Annotated in this window: 21 protein-coding genes; 7 read left to right on the top strand and 14 right to left on the bottom strand. The window is 72.3% G+C overall.

All coding sequences use genetic code 11. The features are described from left to right. The first annotated feature begins 104 nt into the window (after positions 1 to 104). From ACZ4TO_RS17235 to ACZ4TO_RS17255, 5 genes are all read left to right on the top strand, one after another. Complete coding sequence (locus ACZ4TO_RS17235) at positions 105 to 899, top strand: putative protein N(5)-glutamine methyltransferase (RefSeq protein WP_468024584.1); 795 nt, start codon at positions 105 to 107, stop codon at positions 897 to 899. Between the two features lie 111 nt (positions 900 to 1,010). Next, on the top strand, positions 1,011 to 1,814 hold the full coding sequence (locus tag ACZ4TO_RS17240; protein WP_468024585.1) for an alpha/beta fold hydrolase: 804 nt from the start codon (positions 1,011 to 1,013) through the stop codon (positions 1,812 to 1,814). A 444-nt stretch (positions 1,815 to 2,258) separates the two neighbouring features. Then, entirely contained in the window at positions 2,259 to 4,274 is a 2,016-nt protein-coding gene (locus ACZ4TO_RS17245; RefSeq protein ID WP_382786360.1) for an FAD-dependent oxidoreductase, read from the top strand. 95 nt (positions 4,275 to 4,369) lie between these two features. Further along, positions 4,370 to 4,819, top strand: coding sequence for a spore-associated protein (locus ACZ4TO_RS17250; RefSeq protein WP_382786357.1), 450 nt, complete (start codon positions 4,370 to 4,372; stop codon positions 4,817 to 4,819). A 170-nt stretch (positions 4,820 to 4,989) separates the two neighbouring features. After that, complete coding sequence (locus tag ACZ4TO_RS17255) at positions 4,990 to 5,544, top strand: PadR family transcriptional regulator (RefSeq protein WP_382786354.1); 555 nt, start codon at positions 4,990 to 4,992, stop codon at positions 5,542 to 5,544. A gap of 87 nt (positions 5,545 to 5,631) precedes the next feature. Here ACZ4TO_RS17255 and ACZ4TO_RS17260 read toward each other — a convergent pair whose 3' ends face one another. Both ACZ4TO_RS17260 and ACZ4TO_RS17265 read right to left on the bottom strand, forming a co-directional pair. Next, positions 5,632 to 6,186, bottom strand: a complete 555-nt coding sequence (locus ACZ4TO_RS17260) for a hypothetical protein (protein WP_382786351.1) — start codon at positions 6,184 to 6,186, stop codon at positions 5,632 to 5,634. 229 nt (positions 6,187 to 6,415) lie between these two features. After that, positions 6,416 to 7,399: a fibronectin type III domain-containing protein gene (locus ACZ4TO_RS17265; RefSeq protein ID WP_468024586.1), complete on the bottom strand. Its 984-nt coding sequence runs from the start codon at positions 7,397 to 7,399 to the stop codon at positions 6,416 to 6,418. 365 nt (positions 7,400 to 7,764) lie between these two features. Between ACZ4TO_RS17265 and ACZ4TO_RS17270 the strand changes: the two genes are divergently transcribed. Beyond that, positions 7,765 to 8,475: a glycoside hydrolase family 75 protein gene (locus ACZ4TO_RS17270; protein ID WP_468024587.1), complete on the top strand. Its 711-nt coding sequence runs from the start codon at positions 7,765 to 7,767 to the stop codon at positions 8,473 to 8,475. 14 nt (positions 8,476 to 8,489) lie between these two features. On the opposite strand, the gene ACZ4TO_RS17275 is transcribed toward ACZ4TO_RS17270, so the two are convergent. Next, the gene (locus tag ACZ4TO_RS17275; RefSeq protein ID WP_468024588.1) at positions 8,490 to 9,254 is read right to left on the bottom strand and encodes an SDR family NAD(P)-dependent oxidoreductase; all 765 of its coding nucleotides are present in this window, start codon (positions 9,252 to 9,254) and stop codon (positions 8,490 to 8,492) included. 195 nt (positions 9,255 to 9,449) lie between these two features. On the opposite strand from ACZ4TO_RS17275, the gene ACZ4TO_RS17280 reads away from it, so the two are divergent. Further along, complete coding sequence (locus tag ACZ4TO_RS17280; protein WP_385039356.1) at positions 9,450 to 10,115, top strand: TetR/AcrR family transcriptional regulator; 666 nt, start codon at positions 9,450 to 9,452, stop codon at positions 10,113 to 10,115. Between the two features lie 25 nt (positions 10,116 to 10,140). Here the strand turns inward: ACZ4TO_RS17280 and ACZ4TO_RS17285 are convergent, their stop codons facing one another. The 11 genes from ACZ4TO_RS17285 to ACZ4TO_RS17335 form a co-directional block, all read right to left on the bottom strand. Next, positions 10,141 to 10,557 (bottom strand): PTS sugar transporter subunit IIA domain-containing protein, encoded by a 417-nt coding sequence (locus ACZ4TO_RS17285; RefSeq protein ID WP_382786337.1) that lies wholly within the window; start codon positions 10,555 to 10,557, stop codon positions 10,141 to 10,143. Continuing rightward, complete coding sequence (gene dhaL, locus ACZ4TO_RS17290) at positions 10,550 to 11,149, bottom strand: dihydroxyacetone kinase subunit DhaL (RefSeq protein WP_382786334.1); 600 nt, start codon at positions 11,147 to 11,149, stop codon at positions 10,550 to 10,552. Before dhaL ends, ACZ4TO_RS17285 begins: the two co-directional genes overlap by 8 nt. An 87-nt stretch (positions 11,150 to 11,236) precedes the next feature. Continuing rightward, positions 11,237 to 12,229 carry a dihydroxyacetone kinase subunit DhaK gene (gene dhaK, locus ACZ4TO_RS17295; RefSeq protein WP_385039350.1) on the bottom strand — a complete coding sequence of 331 codons (993 nt, stop codon included), beginning with the start codon at positions 12,227 to 12,229 and terminating at the stop codon, positions 11,237 to 11,239. A 161-nt stretch (positions 12,230 to 12,390) separates the two neighbouring features. Continuing rightward, positions 12,391 to 13,572, bottom strand: a complete 1,182-nt coding sequence (locus ACZ4TO_RS17300; protein WP_382786328.1) for an acyl-CoA dehydrogenase family protein — start codon at positions 13,570 to 13,572, stop codon at positions 12,391 to 12,393. A gap of 345 nt (positions 13,573 to 13,917) precedes the next feature. After that, positions 13,918 to 14,490: a TetR/AcrR family transcriptional regulator gene (locus ACZ4TO_RS17305; RefSeq protein ID WP_382786326.1), complete on the bottom strand. Its 573-nt coding sequence runs from the start codon at positions 14,488 to 14,490 to the stop codon at positions 13,918 to 13,920. A 220-nt stretch (positions 14,491 to 14,710) separates the two neighbouring features. Continuing rightward, positions 14,711 to 15,628, bottom strand: coding sequence for an ATP-binding cassette domain-containing protein (locus ACZ4TO_RS17310; RefSeq protein ID WP_468024589.1), 918 nt, complete (start codon positions 15,626 to 15,628; stop codon positions 14,711 to 14,713). An 8-nt stretch (positions 15,629 to 15,636) separates the two neighbouring features. After that, on the bottom strand, positions 15,637 to 16,707 hold the full coding sequence (locus tag ACZ4TO_RS17315; RefSeq protein WP_468024590.1) for an ABC transporter permease: 1,071 nt from the start codon (positions 16,705 to 16,707) through the stop codon (positions 15,637 to 15,639). Further along, complete coding sequence (locus ACZ4TO_RS17320) at positions 16,704 to 17,723, bottom strand: sugar ABC transporter substrate-binding protein (RefSeq protein ID WP_382786318.1); 1,020 nt, start codon at positions 17,721 to 17,723, stop codon at positions 16,704 to 16,706. Before ACZ4TO_RS17320 ends, ACZ4TO_RS17315 begins: the two co-directional genes overlap by 4 nt. Positions 17,724 to 17,955: 232 nt before the next feature. Further along, entirely contained in the window at positions 17,956 to 18,864 is a 909-nt protein-coding gene (locus ACZ4TO_RS17325; protein ID WP_468024591.1) for an oxygenase MpaB family protein, read from the bottom strand. A gap of 126 nt (positions 18,865 to 18,990) precedes the next feature. After that, positions 18,991 to 20,466, bottom strand: a complete 1,476-nt coding sequence (locus tag ACZ4TO_RS17330; protein ID WP_468024592.1) for a sensor histidine kinase — start codon at positions 20,464 to 20,466, stop codon at positions 18,991 to 18,993. Continuing rightward, positions 20,459 to 21,136, bottom strand: a complete 678-nt coding sequence (locus tag ACZ4TO_RS17335) for a response regulator transcription factor (protein ID WP_382786309.1) — start codon at positions 21,134 to 21,136, stop codon at positions 20,459 to 20,461. Before ACZ4TO_RS17335 ends, ACZ4TO_RS17330 begins: the two co-directional genes overlap by 8 nt. Between the last annotated feature and the right edge of the window lie 112 nt (positions 21,137 to 21,248).

Genomic DNA, 21,248 nt, shown 5'->3' on the forward strand with positions numbered 1-21,248 from the left:
TTACCGCTGTGTCAGGTCGGGTGCTCTCCTCTCCAGGCAGTCCGGTCGCCGTCTGACGGTGGCCGTGGGAGCGCCCTTCGGTTCGTCGAAAGGCCCTCGGCTTCATGCCTCCTCTCGCCCCTGATTCCTCCGACGCGGCCGACCCCATGGTCGCCGCGCTCCGCTCCGCCGGCTGTGTCTTCGCCGAGGACGAGGCGGAACTGATCCGCTCCGCCGCCCGCACCCCGGACGAGGCCGCCGCGATGCTGGACCGGCGCGTCGCGGGACTGCCGCTCGAACACGTCCTCGGCTGGGCCGAGTTCCACGGTCTGCGCATCAGCCTCGACCCCGGTGTCTTCGTGCCCCGGCGCCGTACGGAGTTCCTCGTCGAGCAGGCCGTCGCGCTCGCGCGCGGCGCGTCCCTCGTGGTGGACCTGTGCTGCGGCTCGGGCGCGGTCGGCGCCGCGCTGGCCGCCTCCCTCGGCGGTCCCGAACTGCACGCCGCCGACATCGACCCGGCGGCGGTGCGCTGCGCCCGCCGCAATGTCGCGCCGTTCGCGGGCCGGGTCCACGAGGGTGACCTCTTCGCGGCGCTGCCCACCACGCTGCGTGGCCGGGTCGACGTCCTGGCCGCCAACGTGCCGTACGTCCCGACCGACGAGGTCGGCCTGCTGCCGTCGGAGGCCCGCGACCACGAACCCCTGGTCGCTCTCGACGGCGGCGCGGACGGACTCGACCTGGCGCGCCGGGTCGCCGACGAGGCGCCGCGCTGGCTGGCCCGCGGCGGCTGCGTCCTCGTCGAGACGAGCGAGCGGCAGGCGCCCACGGCCGTCGAGGCCTTCGCCCGCGCCGGACTGATCGCGCGACTGGCCGTCTCGGAGGAGCGGTACGCCAACGTGGTGATCGGCGTGAAGCCCTGACCCGGCGGGCCGGGCGCGGACGACATGCCGCGTTCGGCCCCTGATCGGCCGTTCTCCCCGTCCGGCGCGCCACACTCTGGCTGACCACAGGTGCCAGAGGAAGGCCCGGACATGACCAGCACCCCCGAGAAGTTCGACGCGTGGGACATCAAGGAGTCGGGGCCCGCCGACGCGGAGACCCGGGTCCTGCTGCTGCCCGGGGGGATGTGCGGCACCGTGTTCTACGACGACCTGATGGCCGCGCCGTCGCTGGCCTCGGCGCCGGTGCGGCTGGTGGCCGCGACCCTTCCGGGCCACGCGGGCACCACGCCGCCGCGCGATCTCTCCATCGAGAACTACGCGGCGATGGCGGGTGCCCTGGCCGCGGAGCGGGGCTGTGGTGTGGTGGTCGGCCACAGCCTGGGCGCCAACATCGCTCTGGAGATGGCGGCCGGCGGGCACTTCGCCGGACCCGTCGTCCTGCTCTCCCCGTCGTTCTCGGTGTCCGACGAGGACAAGGCGCTCACGATCGCCAACAGCCTCGGGCGGGTGCCGGGCCTCGGGGCGCTGACCTGGTTCGGCCTGGTCAAGGCGACACCGCGGGTCGTGGGGCAGATGGTTCCGCCGGACCGCCGCGAGGCGCTCGGCGCCGACCTGGCCAAGAACGACCCGGCGTTCTGCCGGCCGATGATCCGCCGCTACTTCGACCACCTGGACCGCTACGGGAGCCTGGTCCCCCGGCTCCGTGACTCGGGTGTGCCCGCCTGGGTCGTGCGCGGCGACCGTGACGAGGTCGGCCTGAAGGACGAGGAGCGGGCCGGGCTGGAGGCCAGCCCGAACGTGACGATGGTCGAGGTCCCCGACGCGGGCCACGTGGTGATGGTCGACCAGCCGGAGGCGGTCGCCGCCCTCGTGGCCCAGGTGGCCGTCGGCTGAACCACCGAACCGCTCCGCCGCCCCTCGGCCGAACCCCGAAGCCGACCCCGGCCTCGGCCCCAGGTCCCGGCCCTGGCCTCGGGTCCAGGTCCCGGCCTCGGCCCCGGCGGTGTCTCCGGCTCGGGCTTCGGGTCCAGGCCCCGGCCTCGGCCTCGTCGTCCGCCCCGGCCTCGGTGCTTTGGGCCCCGGCCCTGGCCTCCGGCCCCGGTCCCGGCCCCGGTCCCGGCCTCGACCCGGCCCCGCCCCGCGGTGTCCGACCCCGGCCCGGATTCCGGCTCCGGCTCCGGCTCCGAGCCCAGTGGGCCACCGCCCGGCCGGCAGGCCCCGGCCCGTGCAGCTCTCCGCCAGCGGCTGGACAAGTGATCCTCCTCATTGTGCAACTAGTTGCATAACGCGCGGCCCGTCGTCTACAACAGACGTACGACACCGCGCACGGAGGGCCCGATGAGCCGTTACCCGCATCTGCTGAACCCGCTCGACCTGGGCTTCACCACGCTGCCCAACCGCGTGCTCATGGGCTCCATGCACGTGGGCCTGGAGGAGGCCGAGCGCGGCTTCGAGCGCATGGCGGAGTTCTACGCCACCCGCGCGCGAGGCGGCGTGGGCCTGATCGTCACCGGCGGCATCGCGCCCAACGACGCGGGCCGGCCGTACGAGGGCGGCGCCAAGCTGACCACCGAGGCCGAGGCCGCGCAGCACGCCGAGATCACCGCCGCGGTGCACCGCGAGGGCGGGAAGATCGCGATGCAGATCCTGCACTTCGGCCGGTACGCCTACCACCAGGACCTGGTCGCCCCCAGCGCGCTGCAGGCCCCCATCAGCCCCTTCGTGCCGCACGAGCTCAGCGACGCCGAGATCGAGCAGACCATCGACGACTACGCCCGCGCCGCCCGGCTCGCCCGGCAGGCCGGCTACGACGGCGTCGAGATCATGGGCTCCGAGGGCTACCTCATCAACGAGTTCATCGCCCTCCAGGCCAACCGGCGCGAGGACCGCTGGGGCGGCTCGTACGAGAACCGGATGCGCTTCCCGGTCGAGATCGTCCGCCGCGTCCGCGAGGCCGTCGGTGACGACTTCATCATCATCTACCGTCTGTCGATGCTCGACCTGGTGCCCGGCGGCTCCTCGCTCGACGAGGTCGTCACGCTCGCGCGGGCCGTCGAGGCCGCCGGAGCGACGATCATCAACACCGGCATCGGCTGGCACGAGGCCCGTATCCCCACCATCGCGACCTCGGTGCCCCGTGGCGCGTACGCCTGGGTGACCAAGAAGGTCATGGGCTCCGTCTCGATCCCGCTGGTCACCACCAACCGCATCAACACCCCGGAGATCGCCGAGCAGTTGCTCGCCGACGGGCACGCCGACATGGTCTCCCTCGCCCGGCCGATGCTCGCCGACCCGGACTTCGTCGCCAAGGCCGAGGCCGGACGCCCGGAAGCCATCAACACCTGCATCGGGTGCAACCAGGCCTGCCTGGACCACACCTTCAGCGGCAAGATCACCTCCTGTCTGGTCAACCCCCGCGCCTGCCACGAGACGGAACTCGTCCTCGCGCCGACCCGGCTGCGCAAGACCGTCGCCGTCGTGGGCGCCGGGCCCGCCGGACTCGCCTGCGCCGTCAGCGCCGCCGAACGCGGCCACGACGTCACGCTGTTCGACGCCGCGGACGACATCGGCGGTCAACTGAACGTGGCGCGCCGGGTTCCCGGCAAGCAGGAGTTCGACGAGACGATCCGCTACTTCCGCACCCAGCTCGAACTCCACGGCGTGGACGTCCGGTTGAACACCCCGGCCACCGTGGAGAACCTGGAGACGTACGACGAGGTCGTCGTCGCCACGGGCGTCAGCCCGCGCACCCCGGACATCGAGGGCGTCGACCACCCGAGCGTCGTCGGCTACCTCGACGTCCTGCGCGACGGGGCCCCCGTCGGCGACCGTGTCGCCATCCTCGGCGCCGGCGGCATCGGCTTCGACGTCGCCGAGTTCCTCACCGACAGCGGCGACAAGGCGAGCGAGGACCCGGCGACGTACTTCCGGAGCTGGGGCGTCGACATGGACTACCGGACCCCCGGCGGTCTCGGCGCTCCCGAACGGCCCACCCCGCCGCGCACGGTGCACCTCCTGCAGCGCAAGACGTCCAAGGTCGGCGCCGGGCTCGGCAAGACCACCGGCTGGATCCACCGCACCGAGCTCAAGCACCGGGGCGTCACCATGGTCCCCGGCGTCCGGTACGACCGGATCGACGACGCCGGACTGCACGTCACCGTCGACGGCCACAGCCAGGTCCTGGAGGTCGACACGATCGTGCTGTGCACCGGACAGGAGCCGCGCCGCGACCTGTACGAGGCGCTGCGCGCCACGGGCCGCGGAGTCCACCTCATCGGCGGCGCCGACGTGGCCGCCGAACTGGACGCCAAGCGCGCCATCAAGCAGGGCACGGAACTGGCGGCGGCGCTCTAGGAAACAAGTTCCGCGGCGAGGCACAACCGTTTCGGGGTGTCGTGGGTCACATCAGGCAGGAGCAAACGCCTCCAAAGATCCGCAAGGGGGAAATAATGGGATTCAACCGTTCCGCCCTGATGGCCGGCACCTTCGCCGCGGTGCTGGTGGGAGCCACCGCCGCGCTGGCGGCACCCGCCTCGGCGGCGGCCAACACCACGCCGCAGAAGGTCTGCGGCAGCGCCTACAAGACCGTGAACTCGGCGCCCATCGGCTCCCTGGGCACCGTCTACCTCACGTACAACTCCTCCAACGGCAAGAACTGCGTCACGACCATCCGCAACAGCCCGGGCACCGCCGTGGAGATGTCCGCGTGGGTCTACGTCTCCGACACCGGCCTCGGCGACGACGACTACGGCCAGTACACGTCGTACGCGGGACCGACGTACGTGTACGGCAAGGGCCACTGCGTGGACTGGGGCGGCCAGATCAAGAACGTGTACACCCAGGTGTCCGGCTCCAACTGCGGCGCCTTCAAGGAGCAGCGGGTGACCTTCACCCGCTGACCCGCCACCGCGGACGCCCGCCGCGTACCACCCGGCGGGCGCCCGGGGACGCGTGACCCGGCTCGCCCCGGCGGACTCACCGAGTCCGCCGGGGCGAGTGCCGTTCACGGGGACCGGGGGAGCGCGGCCGGTCACCGATCGGCGCCCGTGCGGCTCCCTAGGATGACCTCATGTCACTCCCGCACGCGATCCTCACCGCCCTGCTCGAGAAGCCCTCGTCCGGCCTCGAACTGACCCGGCGGTTCGACAAGTCGATCGGCTACTTCTGGTCGGCGACGCACCAGCAGATCTATCGCGAGCTGGGAAAACTGGAGGCCGAGGGATACATCAAGGCCCTGCCTCCCGAGCAGCACAGCCGGGGTCAGAAGAAGAGCTACGAGGTCCTGCCCGCCGGGCGCGCCGAACTCGCCCGCTGGACCGCCGCCTCGCAGGACCCGAAGCCGCTGCGCGACACGATGCTCCTGCGCCTGCGTGCCGCGGCCGTGGCCGGCACCGAGGGCGTCGAAGGCGTGGAGGCCGATCTGCGCCGTCATCTCGCCCTGCACCGGAGCCAGTTGGCCGAGTACGAGGAGATCCAGGACCGGGACTTCCCGCCCGGGCGGAGCACGCCCGAGGACCGGCTGCGCCACCTCGTCCTGCGCGCCGGCATCGACCTGGAGACCTTCTGGACCCAGTGGCTGACCCACGCCCTGGCCGAGTTCGAGAGCATGCGCACGGGCGACTGAGCACCGCCCGACGGGCCGGACCCGGCACGGGGCGGCCGTCCCCGACCGGAGTCGGCGGAACGGCCGCCCGTCGCGACGGAGCCCGGATCAGAGCCGGTGCGGCTTGGAACGGCGACGCAGGAACCAGCCCGCCGCCACGGTGCCGGCCACGACCAGCGCCCCGCCGCCGACGACCGTGGCCGTGCCGTAGTCCTTCACGGCTCCGCCCAGGCCGCCCATGACGCCACGCGACGGCGACGGGGAGACCGTCGTCGAGATCGTGGGGGTCGCGGGTGCCGCGCTGGCCGCGACGACGATCGCCTGGGTACCCGCCGTCGTACCGTCCTGGCAGACGACGATGACCGTGAACGTCCCGGGGCTCACGCCCGTCCAGGCCGCCGATTGATTGCCGCTCGTCCCGGTGAGCGGCATCTGGCGGCCCTGGGCGAAGTTCGTCTGCCCGCTGGAGAGCAGCGAGGCGTTGCCGAAGCTGCTCCCGTTGCTCGGGCAGGCGCTGGTGGTGACCGAGACCGAGGTGCCACTGGTGCTCACGGAGATCCCGGAACCCCATGCGACGGCCGCCGGCGCGGCCAGGGTGAGCGGAAGCGCAGCGGTGGCGGCCACGGTCAGGCCGGAGCGGAGAAGTCTCTGAGTGGTACGCATAGGAACTGCCCTCCAGCGGCACGGTTGGCGGTACATCCCATGCGCCGCCGAGGATTGGAAAGGCCCGTGCTGCCTCAGTGCGAGCCAATGCGCCCTGGCCGGAGCCCGCATGCGGACGGGGACCGGGCAGGTGACGGATTCCATCGTCCGGCGCACCGGGCGGCGCGGACGACCGCCCGATCGCGCGGAGGGCGTGGACCGTGGAGACACCCCGGAGCCGGGGGGCGGGTCAGCGGCCCGTCGTCACGGAGCGCTCCGGGGACAGCGCGCCCCAGGTGCCGTCGGGCAGCTTCGCCCGGAGCCGCACCCGGTGGGTCACGTCCGCCTCCCTGCCGACGTAGAAGCTGTGGGTGCAGGTGCCGCTGGGCGGGCTGCCACCCCAGACGAGCGAGGTCACGGCCCGGCCGTCGAGCCGGATCTCGTACTCCGTGATCACCCCGTCGACCTCGGGCGCGGTCCACGCCAGGTCGAGGTAGTACGCCCCGTCGCGCCGGTGGCTCGTCGCCCGGAAGCTGGCCGGTGCCGTGCTGCGGTCGTCGGCGGACCCCGGCGCGGTGGTGATCCTGACGGAGCCGCTCGGCGACGAGACGTTGTCCGCCGCGTCACGGGCGCGGACGGTGAACACGTAGGCCGTGCCCGGCCGCAGCCCGGTGACGACGGCGGCCGTCTGCGCGCCCCCGACACTGTGGATCTTCGACGTGCCCTGGTAGATGTCGTACGAGGCCACGCCCCGCGCGTCGGACGACGCCGACCAGGAGAGCTGGACCGCCCGGCCGCCGACGGCCTTCCCCTTCGGGCTGCCGGGGCGGGTCGGCGCGGTCCGGTCGGCCGCGGTCGCCGCGGGGGTGGTGGCCCGCACCGGCCGGCTGAGCGGTCCCGGCACCCCGTCCGCGTTCCGGGCCCGGACCCTGAAGACGTACGACGTGGACGGTTCGAGCCGCGTGATGTCCACCATGTGCTCCGAACCCGGCACGTCCTTGACCTTGGTGGTGCCCCGATACACCTCGTACCGGGTGATCCTCGGGTCCTCGGTCGTCAGGTTCCACATGACGTGGACGCTGGTCGAGCTGCCCGCGGCGGCGGTCACGCCCGTCGCCGCGGCGGGCCCGCGTTCGCCCTGGCCGGGCGCCGGGGCGCCCCAGCCGCAGGAGGTGAGCGCGAGCAGCGCGCCGCACACCAGGGCGCGCGGGACGGTGGGGGGAACGCGTCGCACGGGTCTGCCCTCCCTCGACGGGATTGGTCTGTACCTATAAGACACGGGTGACGCGACCACATCAAGAGGGCGGACGCCGTTGACCGGACCGTCGCGGTCGTACGTATGCTGATCCTCGACGCGGTGTGAACTCGCCCCACTGTCAGGGGAGTTCCTGCCCACGGCGCGGAACGCTGTCGTCGCTGATCCCGCGCCGACGCGTGCGGCCGAGCGGCCGGAGCCGGGTTCGGCTCGGGCCCTCGGCCGTGCGGCGCCCGCGGACGCGGCCGTGCACCGTCCGGCCCCCTCCCGGTGGACGCGCTGTCAAAGGCCCACCAGATTTGGGCAAATGAGCGTCCATGTCCCCCAGGAGAGGGTCTCCCATCGTGCGTGTCCAGTCGCTGACGCTGGCCGCGGCCGCCGCAGCCGCCCTGCTCGCCACGGCCCCGGTGGTGCTGTCCACGACCTCCACCACGGGCCGCCCCGGAAGCCCCGCCGTACCCGCGCGGGAGGGTTCCGTCGAGGCGACCGACCTGCTGGCGAAACTCGGCGGCTGCGCCCCCGTCTCGCAGGGGCGATACCGCAGCGACGACGGCACCCGTGCCGACGTCCCGGTCTGCGGCATCCCGGGCGCGGTCTTCTGGACGGCCGACATGGACATCGACTGCGACGGCAGGGCGGGCCCCCGGTGCAACAGCCGCACCGACCCGCTCTTCTCCGAGTCCACGGCCTTCACGCAGTCCGACGGCCGATACCTGAGCGCGGAGACCCTGCCCTACATCGTCGTACCGGCGCCGAGCGACATCTGGAACTTCCGGGACCACGGCATCGGGCCCGGCTCGGTCGCGGCCGTCATCTACCGGGACCGCGTCCAGTACGCCGTCGTCGGTGACACCGGCCCCCAGGACATCATCGGCGAGGCCTCGTACGCCACCGCCGCGGGGCTCGGGATCCGCCCCGATCCCCGCGGCGGCGGCACGCCCTCCGGGGTCACCTACCTCGTGTTCAAGAACGCCCGGGTCTCACCCATCGAGGACCACGCGGCGGCGGTGGCGACGGGGGAGAGGCTGGCCCGGGCGCTCCTCGGCGAGGGCTGAGAGCCGCTTCGCGCTCAGACGGCCGCCCAGCCGTTGTCGACGGGCAGGATCACGCCGTTGATGTTGCTCGCCGCGTCCGAGGCGAGGAACACGATCGCCGCGGCCTGCTCCTCGGCCTCGGCGAGCCGGCCGACGTTGCCCATGTACGCGCCGAGGGCGGCCGGGCCGTGCGCGCCCGGCTCGACGTCCACGGTGATGGCCGTGCTGGTGCCGCCCGGGGCGATGGCGTTCGCGCGGATGCCCTTGTCCCGGTACATCACGGCGAGGGACTTCGTGAGCCCCACGACGCCGTGCTTCGAGGCGGTGTACGCGGCTCCGGCGGCACTGCCGCGCAGGCCCGCCTCCGAGGCGGTGTTCACCACGACCCCCTTGCCGGCGGCGAGCATGTGCGGCAGCACGGCCCGGGTGAGCAGGAACGGGGCCGTGAGGTTGACCCGGATGACCCGCTCCCACTCCGCGTCGCTCACCTCCGCCACCGCCGACATGCGGTCCATGATCCCGGCGTTGTTCACCAGCACGTCCACCCCGCCGAACCGCTCCAACGCGGTCGCGGTCACCCGGTCCACGACCGCCTGCTCGCTGAGGTCGCCCGTCACCGCCACGGCGCTCCCGCCCGCCGCCTCTATCTCCGCGACGACCGCCGCGGCGCCCTCGGCGTTGAGATCGGCCACGACCACCCGCGCGCCGCCGGCCGCGAAGGCGAGGGCGGTGGCACGGCCGATGCCCGAGCCGGCGCCGGTGACGACGACGCTGCGGCCGTCCGGTCCAGTGGTGCTCATGACGTTCTCCCAGAGGTTGCTCATCAGTGCGGGTGACGCCCCGCGCCGCCACAGTACGACTTATTGTCGCTGAATGACAGAAAGTCGCGCCGGGGATCGTCCTGGGACGGGATCGGAGATCGCTAGACTCGCCGCAACCGCGGTCCCGGGCGGCGACGGCATCCGCGGACGGAACCGAGAACCGAGGAGTCACCAGTGCCGGACGGCGCGATCGGCGAACACCCGGGCCGAGGCCCCGGCCGTACCGGGCGGCCGCCGCTCACCGACGAACGCAAGGCCGAGATCCGGCTGGAGATCGCCCGCGCGGCGGTGGAACTGTTCGTGGACCAGGGCGTCGCCGCCACGACCGGCGACCAGATCGCCCAGGCCGTCGGCCTGTCCACGCGGACCCTGTGGCGCTACTTCCCCGGCAAGGAAAGCTGCGTGAGCCCGCTGTTCGCGGCCGGGATCGACGCCATCGCCGCGGCGCTGCGGACCTGGCCCCCGGGCGCTCCCCTGGAGGACGCCCTGGAACAGGCGTCGACGAGCGGCGAGGACTCGATGCTCCGACCCGAACCGCCCAGGGTCCGTACGCTGCTGCGGCTCACCCGGACCGAACCGGGACTGCGCGCCGTCTGGCTCCAGGCCCATGACGAGGCCGAGCCCGTGTTCGCCCGCGCGCTCGCCGACCGCGCCGGCCTCGACGCCGTCGACCTGCGCTCGCAGATCCAGGCCGCCATGCTCAACGCGGCGCTGCGCGCGGCCGTCGAACACTACGCGTGGCGCACCGACGACCCCGAGCCCGACCCCGCGAAGGCCCACTCCGAACTGGCCGCGACCATCCGCTCGGCCCTGATCTTCGCGGCGAACGGAATCACCTGATACAGGCAGTCACGCCGCGCGATCCTCACACCTTCCGGTAGGTGTACGCCTCCGCCGCCGCGGCCTCCACCGCGGCGAGGTCGGCGCCCGCCGAGGCCGTGACGACCGCGGCCACCGCCCCCTCGACGAAGGGGGCGTCCACCAGCCGTGTGCCGTCCGGCAGTTCGTCGCCCTCGGCCAGCAACGCCTTGACGGTGAGCACGGCACTGCCGAGGTCCGTGAGCACGGCGACCCCGGCACCGCGGTCCACGGACGCCGCCGCGGCGGCGATGACGTCCGCACTGGTGCCCAGCCCCCCGTCCAGGGTGCCGCCCGCCGGCGCGACGGGGGCGAGCGCGCCGCCACCGGCCAGACCCGAAGCCAGTTCGGCCACGGACGCGGCGACGGCGGCGCTGTGCGAGACCAGCACTATCCCTACGAGTCGTTCCTCGGTGTCACTCACCGGCCGCCTCCACGAGTGCGGCGATCAGCAGGGCCGAGGAGGTGGCGCCGGGGTCCTGGTGCCCGATGCTGCGCTCGCCCAGATAGCTCGCCCGGCCCTTGCGTGCCTGCAGGGGCGTCGTCGCCACGGCGCCCTCCTCGGCGGCCGACTTCGCCGCGGCGAACGACTCGCCGAGCGCGTCGACCGCGGGCACCAGGGCGTCGATCATGGTCTTGTCGCCGGGCGCGGCTCCGCCCAGCGCCATGACCGCGTCGACGCCCGTGCGCAGCGCGTCCGCGAACTGTCCTTCGCTGACCTCGGCGGCGTCCCCGAGCGCCTTGCCCGTCCGGCGCAGCAACGTGCCGTACAGCGGCCCGGACGCACCGCCGACCGTAGAGATCAACTGCCTCCCGGAGAGCGTGAGAACGGCACCGGGGGTGTCCGGGGCCTCCTTCTCCAGCGTGGCGGTCACGGCGGCGAACCCGCGCTGCAGATTGCTGCCGTGGTCGGCGTCACCGATGGGCGAGTCCAGGTCGGTGAGCCGCTCCGCCTCGCGGTCCACCGAGGCTGCGGTCGCCGTCATCCAACGGCGGAAGAAATCGGCGTCGAGCACGGAATCTCCTTGCGTGGTACGGAACTTGACCTGGCTGCCGACGAAGGGCCCGGGGGCCGCGGGCCCTTCGGGGCACGTCGACGGCGTTCACACACCCCAGCGCAGTCCCGGTGTCCTGACCGGCGCGTCCCACAGGCGCAGCAGGTCCTCGTCCACCTCGCACAGGGTCACCGAGGCGCCCGCCATGTCGAGGGAGGTGACGTAGTTGCCGACGAGGGTGCGGGCCACGGGGATGCCCCGCTCGGCCAGCACCCGCTGGACCTCCGCGTTGAAGCCGTACAGCTCCAGCAGGGGGGTGGCGCCCATGCCGTTGACGAGGAGCAGCACCGGATTGCGCGGCGCGAGGTCGTCCAGGACGGCGTGCACCGAGAAGTCGGCGATCTCGCGCGCCGTCATCATCGCGCGCCGCTCCCGGCCCGGCTCGCCGTGGATGCCCACACCGAGTTCCAGCTCTCCGGCCGGCAGATCGAAGGTCGGGCTGCCCTTGGCCGGGGTCGTGCAGGCGCTGAGCGCGACGCCGAAGCTGCGGGAGCTGTCGTTGACCCGCCGGGCCAGCGCCTCGACCACCTCCAGGGGCGCGCCCTCCTCGGCGGCGGCCCCGGCGATCTTCTCGACGAACAGCGTCGCGCCCGTTCCGCGCCGGCCCGCCGTGTACAGGCTGTCGGTGACGGCCACGTCGTCGTTGACCAGGACCTTGGCGATCCGGATGCCCTCGTCCTCGGCCAGCTCCGCCGCCATGTCGAAGTTGAGGACGTCGCCGGTGTAGTTCTTCACGATGAACAGCACGCCCGCGCCGCTGTCCACGGCCGCGGCGGCCCGTACCATCTGGTCCGGCACCGGACTCGTGAACACCTCGCCCGGGCACGCCGCCGACAGCATCCCGGGGCCCACGAATCCGCCGTGCAGCGGCTCGTGCCCGGACCCGCCGCCGGAGACGAGACCGACCCGTCCCGCGACCGGGGCGTCCCTGCGGACGATCACCCGGTTGTCGACGTCCACCGTCAGCTCCGGATGGGCCGCCGCCATGCCTCGCAGCGCGTCCGCCACCACCGTCTCCGCCACGTTGATGAGCATCTTCATGGGAACCTCCTGGTGAGAAGAACCGCTGGGCCGACGGGCGGTCGGCGGTGCGTGGAGCTCACATGGGAAGTATCGGTGTTCGGGCGGCGATAATCACGTGGCCGGACGTTCTCCGGTGCGCGCGGGGGCCACGCGCACCGGTTCCGGTCGTCGGACGGGCCCTAGTTCCCGGCGTGGCTCACCCTCAGGCTGCCGCGATCGCTCTCCTTCAGGCCGCGGCCGATGATCAGGCGCTGGATCTGGTTGGTGCCCTCGAAGATCTGCATGACCTTGGCCTCGCGCATGTAGCGCTCGACCGGGAAGTCGCGGGTGTAGCCCGCGCCGCCCAGCACCTGGACCGCGTCGGTGGTGACCTTCATGGCGTTGTCGGTGGAGATCAGCTTGGCGATCGAGGCCTCGGACTGGAAGGGAAGTCCCTCGTCCTTGAGGCGGGCGGCGGCGAGCGTCGTGGCCCGTGAGACCTGCACGGCCGCGGCCATGTCGGCGAGGACGAAGGCCAGGCCCTGGTGCTCGATGATGGGCCGGCCGAACGTCTCCCGCTCGCGCGAGTAGCGCAGCGCGTGGTCCAGCGCCCCCTGGGCGAGGCCCGTGGCCACGGCCGCGATACCGAGTCGTCCGCAGTTCAGTCCGGCGAACGCGATCCTGAGCCCCGCGCCCTCCTCGCCGATCCGGCGGCTCGCGGGGACGCGCACGTTCTCCAGACGCACCGTGGCCGTCGCGGACCCGGTCAGGCCCATCTTCTGCTCCGGCGGATCGGCCACCACACCGGGTGTGTCGGCCGGGACCAGGAAGCAGGAGATGGCGTGCGAGCCCTCGTCGGACGTACGGGCCATGACCGTGTAGAAGTCCGCGTGCCCACCGTGGGTGGTCCAGGCCTTGGCGCCGTTCAGCACGTAGTCGTCACCGTCCCGGACCGCCCGGGTACGCATCGCGGCCGGGTCGGAACCGGCGTGTGCCTCGGACAGGCAGTAGGCGCCGAGCAGCTCGCCGCCGAGCATGTCCGGGAGCCACTCCTTCTTCTGGTCCTCGGTGCCGAACTCGGCGAGGGCGAAGCAGGACAGCGCGTGCACCGAGACGCCCACCGCCACGCTCGCCCACACGGCGGCGATCTCCTCCACGGCCTGGAGGTAGACCTCGTACGGCTGCTCGCCGCCGCCGAAGGCCTCGGGGTAGGGCAGGCTGAGCAGCCCGGCCCGTCCGAGCGTGCGGAAGACATCGCGGGGGAAGCGTCCCTCGGCCTCGGCCTCGGCGACGCGCGGGGCGAGCTCCTTCTCGGCGAGCTCGCGGGTCAGAGCGATCAGGTCGACGGCTTCCGACGTGGGGAGAGTGCGGGTCGCGGGCATGGCATGTCCTCGGTGGTGGCGGTTCGCCGGACGATATTGATACGCCAGGCGATACAACAGTATCGTTTTTGGTACCGCCAGGCCATGCGGACCGGTGATGGATTTGGTCGATGGGGTGCGGTGGTGCCGACGGCTGTGGGGGTACGGGCATGCGGGCCGTCGCTGCGAAGCGCGGGTGGCTCTCGGTGCGCCCCGCTGGGCCGAGCGCTTCGCGCTACGGCGCGTTATGTCACGGTATGGCGCGTTACGGAGACGCCGGGGTGAACGGTGTCAGGGGGAGGACGCGTCAGAGGAGGACGGCGGCGGGGGGCGGCCTCGATGGGGCGGGGTCAGGGGGAGACGGCGTCAGGGGGAGACGGCGTGCACGATGAGCGAGGCGAGCTCGGCGTAGGCCTCCGCGTCGTTCAGGCCGGTGCGTGCGGCGACCTCGCCGCGCTGGATCTCCTGCATGGTCGCGGCCACGACCTCGCCCACGAACGCGGCGTGGACGTCGCGGAACGCCCCGGCGGCCACGCCGTCGGCGATCAACTGCCGGATCCTTCCCGCGGCGAGGCGCGTGTTGGCCTCGTACACCTCGCGGGCCGGTTCGAACTGGGCCATGTCGTCGAGGAACTGCCGGGAGAGCGGGCGTAGCTGCTCGGCGACCGCGTCCAGGTAGACCACCACGCGCTCGGAGGGCGCGGAGGTGTCGGCCACCCGCTTCTCCACGGCCTGGGCGGCCTCACGGAAGTAGTGCTTCACCGCCTCCCGGACCAACTCCTGCTTGCTTCCGGCCAGTTGGTACAGCGTCGTCTTCGAGCAGTGCAGCCGCTCGGTCAGCTCGTCCAGGGTGAACGCCGCGAAACCCTCCGCCACCAGCAACGCGACCAGCCGCTGGAGCAGGTCGGTCTGGCGCGCGGTACGACGTGTGGACGGCATGATCTCAGCGTAACCGTTCCTCCATCACCGTGACCGTCGCCCCTCCGGGGGGTGAATTCGGCCGCGGCGGCCGGCCGCCTGGGGTGCGACCGGCCGCCGGTCCGTCCGCTTCACCGGATGGACCGAGGTGCCACGCGTCCGTCGGGGTGCCACCCGTCCGTCGGGGTGCGTCGGCCTGCGTCGAGCGTCCGTCCGACGGGAGGTGTCGGGACGGGAGGCGTCAGGAGGAGTCGTCGGGGGAGCCGGGGGCGGCGGGTGCCCCGAGACCGTCCGCCTCCGGGAGCCGCTGTACGTCGACCCCGCGCACCTGTGCCAACTCATGCTTGAGCGCGGCCAGTTCGGCGCCGCCCGCCATGTGGTCGGTGAGCTCCTCGAGGCCGACCTCGCCCCGGTCGGCGCTGAGTTCGAGCGTGCCGAGCCGCAGCACGCTGAAGTGGTCCCCGACCATGTACGCGTGATGCGGGTTGTGGGTGATGAAGATGACGCCGAGGCCGCGGTCGCGGGCTGCGGCTATGTACTTGAGGACGACACCGGACTGTTTGACGCCGAGCGCGGCGGTCGGCTCGTCCAGGATGAGGACGCGGGCGCCGAAGTACACGGCGCGGGCGATGGCCACGGACTGGCGCTGGCCGCCGGAGAGCGTGCCGATGGGGCGGTCGAGGTCGTCGAGGACGATGCCCATGTTGCGCAGTTCCTCGTCGGCGGTCCGTTTCATCCGGGCGATGTCGAGCCGTCGCACGGGCCAGGGACCTCTGGTCATCTCGGAGCCGAGGAAGAAGTTCCGCCACACCGGCATCAACGGCACCGTCGCCAGGTCCTGGTAGACGGTCGCGATGCCATGGGCGAGGGCCTCGCGCGGGGTGCCGAAACGCACCGCCGTGCCGTCCACGAGGAACTCGCCCTCGCTGTGCTGGTGGAGCCCCGAGATGATTTTGATGAGGGTGGACTTCCCGGCGCCGTTGTCGCCGAGGACGCACGTGACCCGGCCCGGACGGACGACGAGGGAGACGTCGTGCAGGGCGCGGATGTTGCCGTACGACTTTCCCGCGCCGCGGAGCTCGACGATCGCGGCGTTCCCGTCACCCGGCGGGGTGCCCGGGCGGACGGCGTCCACGGTTCCGGATCCTTTGTCTGCCATGGTTCGGTTCACCTCCGGGTCGCCGTGCGGCGGACCCACAGATTGACGAGCGTGGCGCCGAGCAGCATCACGCCGAGGAAGGCCTTGAACCAGTCGGGGTTCCAACCGGCGTAGACGATGCCCTGGTTCACCATGCCGAACATGAAGGCCCCGAAGACGGGGCCGATCGCGGAGCCGTAACCGCCGGTGAGCAGACAGCCGCCGATCACCGCCGCGGCGATGTAGATGAGTTCCTGGCCGACGCCCTCGCCCGACTGCACGGTGTTGAACGAGAACAGTTGGTGCATGCCGACGAACCAGGCGCCGAAGCCGACCGCCATGAACAGGGTGATCTTGGTGAAGGTCACCGGTACGCCGACCGCGCGGGCGCTGTCCTGGTCGCCGCCGACCGCGAAGACCCAGTTGCCGTACTTGGTGCGCAGCAGCACCCAGGTGGCGAGCGCCGCGAAGGCGAGCCACCAGACGACCGTGATCTTCACCTGGACGCCGCCGACGTCGAAGGACGAGGCGAAGATCCGCCTCGCCTGGCCGAACCCGTCCATGTCGCTGATGTCGTCGGTGGCGACGTTGTCGGTGACCAGCTTGGTGACCGCGAGGTTCACGCCTTGCAGGATCAGGAAGGTCCCGAGCGTCACCAGGAAGCTCGGCAGGCCGGTGCGGACCATCATCCAGCCGTTGAACGCCCCGATCGCGAGGGAGAGGACGAGCGCCACCACGACACCCGCCCACACGTTCATGGTGAGCTGGTAGCTGAGCATGCTCGCCGTGAGCGCCGAGGTGATCACCGCGACGCCGGCGGACAGGTCGAACTCGCCGCCGATCATCAGCAGGGCCACGGGCAGGGCCACGAGGCCGATCGTCGACGACTGGTAGAGCACGGTCGCCATCGAGCTGCCGGAGCGCACCGACGGGGCCGCGATCAGGAAGAAGACGAACACGGCGGCGGCGCCGAGGAACACCCCGACCTCGGGGCGGGCGAGCAGCCGCAGGGCCAGGGGGCGCCGTGCCGTTCGCCCGCCGGTCGTCCCGGGGCCGGGAGCCGGCGGCGCGGTCGCCGTCGGCCCGGCCGCGCTCGTCACCGGGTGCCCTTCGTGGCGAACTTGGCGACGCGGTCGACGTTGCTCTTGTCCACGAACGCCGGACCGGTGAGCACCGGCTGCTCGCCGCCGCCGCTGTAGTTGCCGTTGTTCTTGTAGAGCCACAGCGAGTCGATCGCCAAATAGCCCTGGAGGTAGGGCTGCTGGTCGACGGCGAACTGGATGGTGCCCTTGCTGATGGCGCCCGTGAGTTCCTTGTTGAGGTCGAAGGTGGCGATCTTCGCCTTGCTGCCCGCGTCGCCGACCGACTGCACCGCGGTCAGGGCGTACGGGGCGCCCAGCGCGACGACGTAGTCGATCGCGGGGTCCTGCTTGAGCTTGGCGGTGATCGTCGACTTCACGGACGGCATGTCGGTGCCGTTGACGTACAGGTTCTGCGTGCTGCCGCTGAACGTCTTCTTCACGCCGTCGCACCGCTGGGTGAGGCCGATGTTGCCCTGCTCCTGGATGACGCAGACGGCCTTCTTGGCCCCTTCCGCGTTCAGTCTCTTGCCCAGTGCCTCGCCCGCGACGGTCTCGTCCTGGCCGAAGAACTCCATCAGGCCGAGCTTCTTCCAGTCGCTGAGACCGGAGTTGAGTCCCACGACGGGTATGCCGGACGAAGTCGCCTTGCTCACCGCGTCCTTCATGGCGTCGGGCTTGGCCAGGGTGATGGCTATGCCGTCGACCTTCTGGTCGATCGCGTTCTGCACCAGGTTGGCCTGGTCGCCCGCGTTCGGGTTGTGCGAGTAGACGAGCCTGATGTTGTCCTTGGCGGCCGCGGCCTCGGCGCCCTTGCGGACGATGTCCCAGAACGTGTCGCCGGCCGCCTGGTGGGTGACCAGGGCGACCGTCATCCGCGGCGTGTCCGCCTTCCCCGCGGCGCCACCGCCCCCGCTCTCCTCGGCCTTCTTGCCGCCCGAGCTGCTGGAACATCCCGAGGCGAGCAGTAAGGCCGCGGCGGTCAGGGCGACGAGCGGGGCGATTCTCCGTGAACGGGGGAAGAACGTGCGATCCATCTCTGCAGCACCTCACTGTGCGGCCGGGGTTCGTGTCTCTCCTCCCGTACATCCCCAGCAACAGACGCATCACGCATGCGAACGCGATCGGACCACCGCACAACACCCGTGAGCGGCAACCGACTTGACCCCTCCACGAGCCGCCCTCGACAGAGGCTGTCCACACCGGCGGTCCGTGAGGCCGATCTGATCCGTGGCCACTTCCTCCCCCGGGACGCCCCGAAGGTTCAGGTCACCGCGACGCGTGCGTTCCGGGGGTCGGGAGGCCGGCTGCCGCGCGGCGGGCGGTGTAGGCGAGGGGTAGGTAGCGCAGTCGCTCCGGGAGGAGCGGGACCGTCCTGCGGACGACCGCTCCGAAGCGGCGCAGTCGGCGTTCGTCGCGGGTGCTCCACGTCAGGCCGAGCCGCTCCCGTGCCGCGGGCGGCAGCAGGCCGGTCGTGACGAAGACGTTCAACCGGGCCAGCGGCGGGCGCAGCAGGGGCCAGAGGCCGCGGAGCAGGGCGGGTGATCCGTCCGGGAGCGCGACGGGGCGGTGCGGGTCGAGGAGTTCCCGGACGACGACCGTCGCCTCCAGCTCGTCGCGGACCATCGCGTCGAAGTACCGCCAGTACGCCTCCGGTGTGGGCGGCATGTCACGGCGGTGGATGCCGAGGATGTCACCGAGCCGGAGGAGTTCGTCGTAGAGGCGGCGCTGTTCGTCCTCGGTCAAGGGGCGGGAGAGACAGTCCGCGGCCCGTATGAAGACCGGGTAGGCGGTGGCGTGGACCCAGGCGTAGTAGGCCGGGGTCAGGGCGTGATAGGCGCGGCCGTGACCGTCCGTACCCGAGATCGTTTTGTGCAGGCGCCGCAGCCGGCGCCCCTCCTCCAGGGCCCGCTCGCCGCCGTAGACCCACAGCTGGAGCGATTCCAGCGAGCGCCGCGCGCGGCCCCAGGGGTCGGTGCGGAAGACCGAGTGGTCGTCGACGCCGGCACCGACGGCCGGGTGCGCGACCTGGAGCACCAGGGCGGAGGGCAGGGCGAACAGCATCCGTACGTCACCGGCGAGGTCCCACAGGACGGATCCCGGGGCGAAGGGGACCGGTTCGGGCGCCGGCGTCCGAGCCTCGCCACCGGGTCCGGATGCCTTCGACAGGCCTTGCATGGTGCCCCCGTCCCTCATCCCGTCCGGGGTGTCGGCGTCCCGCGACGAGACAAGTGAATCGTCCTTGCGTCTCCTTCGTATCCTCGCATCCGATCGGGTTGTGCCACCGGCCGGTGCCACCCGCCGTCATGCCCGGGTGCCGGCAGGAAGGCGGGTGCGGAACGTGGTGCCGTCCGGGGTGTCCAGGACGGTGATCGTGCCGCCGTGAAGGGCGGCGATGTCCAGGGCGATGGGCAGGCCGAGACCGGTGCCGCCGTCGTCACGGCTGCGGGCGTCGTCGAGACGGGCGAACCGCTCGAAGATCTTCTCCTGGTCGGCGGGGGCGATCGGCGGGCCGTCGTTGGTGACGTCCAGGACGGCCTCACCGGCCTCCGGGTCCGCCGAGAGCCGCACCGTGACGGTGTGCCGGGCATGGCGCTGGGCGTTGTCGAGGAGGTTGGTCAGAAGCCGGCCGATCCACAGGGCGTTGCCGGGAACGGTGAGGTCGTCCGGGGCGTGGAGCACCACCGGGTGGGAGTCGGTGGAGCGAACCGCCACGGTGGTGCGGGCGAGTTCGACGAGGTCGACGGGTTCGGTGGGCCGGCTCTGTCCGGTGGCGTCGAGGCGGGCGAGCAGCAGCAGGTCGGCGGAGAGCGCCTGGAGCCGCTCGGTGTCCTGGAGCGCGCCCGCCACCAGGGTGTCGCGGACGTCCGGATCGGGATGGGTGAGGGCGACCTCCAACTGCGTGCGCAGCACCGCGAGGGGGCTGCGCAGTTCGTGCGAGGCGTCGGCGATGAACTGCCGCTGCCGCGTACCCGCGGCCTCCAGCCGTTCGAGCATGGCGTTCATGGTGTCGGCGAGGCGGCCGATCTCGTCGTCGCTGCGCGGGGCGGGCACCCGGCGGTCCAGGTCGCGGTCGCCGATGGCGGCGACCTCGGCGCGGATGGCCTCGACGGGCCGCAGCGCGCGGCCGGTCGTACGCCAGGTCAGGAGGCCGACGGTGGAGATCAGCAGGGCGCTGAGGGCGGCGAGGGCCGCGGCGGTGACGTCCTCGGCGGCGTCGGCGGTGCGCAGGGAGGCCCCGACGTGGATGGTGACCTGGCCGGTGGGGCCGGTGGTGGTGACCGTGGTGACGCGCTGGTGGTGTTCCTCGCCGAGGGCGTCGAGGTCGTACGTCCGGTGGCCGTTGTGGGTGCCGGTGGGTGTGAGGGCGGCGCGCCCGGTGAGGTTCTGGCTCTCCGCCACGACGTTGCCGTGATCGTCGACGACCTGGATGAAGTCGGCTCCGGGGCCGAGCGTCACCGGTCGGGGCAGACGGCCGTCCGCGGCGAGGCGGGCGACGTCCCGGGCCTGCGCGCGGACCCCGGTCTCCACCGTGCGTTCGAGGTTGCCCCGCAGCAGGAGCAGGACGACCGCCGACGTGGCGAGCAGGACGACGGCCACGCTCGCGCACGCGGCGAGGGTGGTGCGGGTGCGGACCGAGCGCGGCGCGAGCCGGCGGATCAGCGCGGCCGCACGGGGATGTCCGGTGAGGCGGCCCAGCGCGGCACGGACCCGGTGGCGGGCGGCGGGCAGGGTCCCGCGACGCCTCGGTCTCCGCGTGGTCGGATCGGGCTCAGCCACCGTCGGCCGCCAGTCGGTATCCGGCGCCTCGGACGGTCTGGACCGCCGCCCGCCCGAACGGTGTGTCGATCTTGCGTCGCAGGGCGCTGACATGGACCTCGACGGTGTTGGGGTCGCTGTCGGCGCCGCTGTCCCAGACCTCGTCCAGGATCTCCCGCTTGGAGACGGCCTCCCCGGCCCGCCGGGCGAGGTGGTCGAGGACGGCGAACTCGCGCGGGGTGAGCGGGACGGCCACGCCCCCGCGGGTGCAGGTGCGGGCGGCGGAGTCGACCACCAGGTCGCCCAGCACGGTGCGGCGCGGGGCCCGGGTGCCGATCCGGCGGGCCAGCGCCCGCAGGCGGGCGACGAGCACCACGAAGGAGAAGGGTTTGGACAGGTAGTCGTCGGCGCCGGTGTCCAGCGCCTCGGCCTCGTCCCACTCGCCGTCCTTGGCCGTGAGCATGAGGATGCCGACGTTGCTGCCCGTGGCCCGCAGCCGCTGGCACACCCGGTAACCGTTGAGGCCGGGCAGCATGATGTCGAGCACGACCACGTCGTAGGCGCGCTCGGTGGCCTTGGTGAGCCCGGTCAGACCGTCGTGGGCGACGTCCACGCTGAAGCCCTCGGCCGTCAGGCCGTGCTGAAGCGCCAGGGCCAGCCGGCGCTCGTCCTCCACCACCAGTACACGCATGCCCCCAGGGTGGCAGGTCCCCGGGTCGGCCAGGCACGAAGCTGAAGGTGCCTTCAGGTCTTCAGGAAGTCTTCAGCGGCCTCCAGCGATGCTGTGCGCGACGACCGGGCAC

Source organism: Streptomyces sp. NPDC028298 (assembly GCF_055565895.1).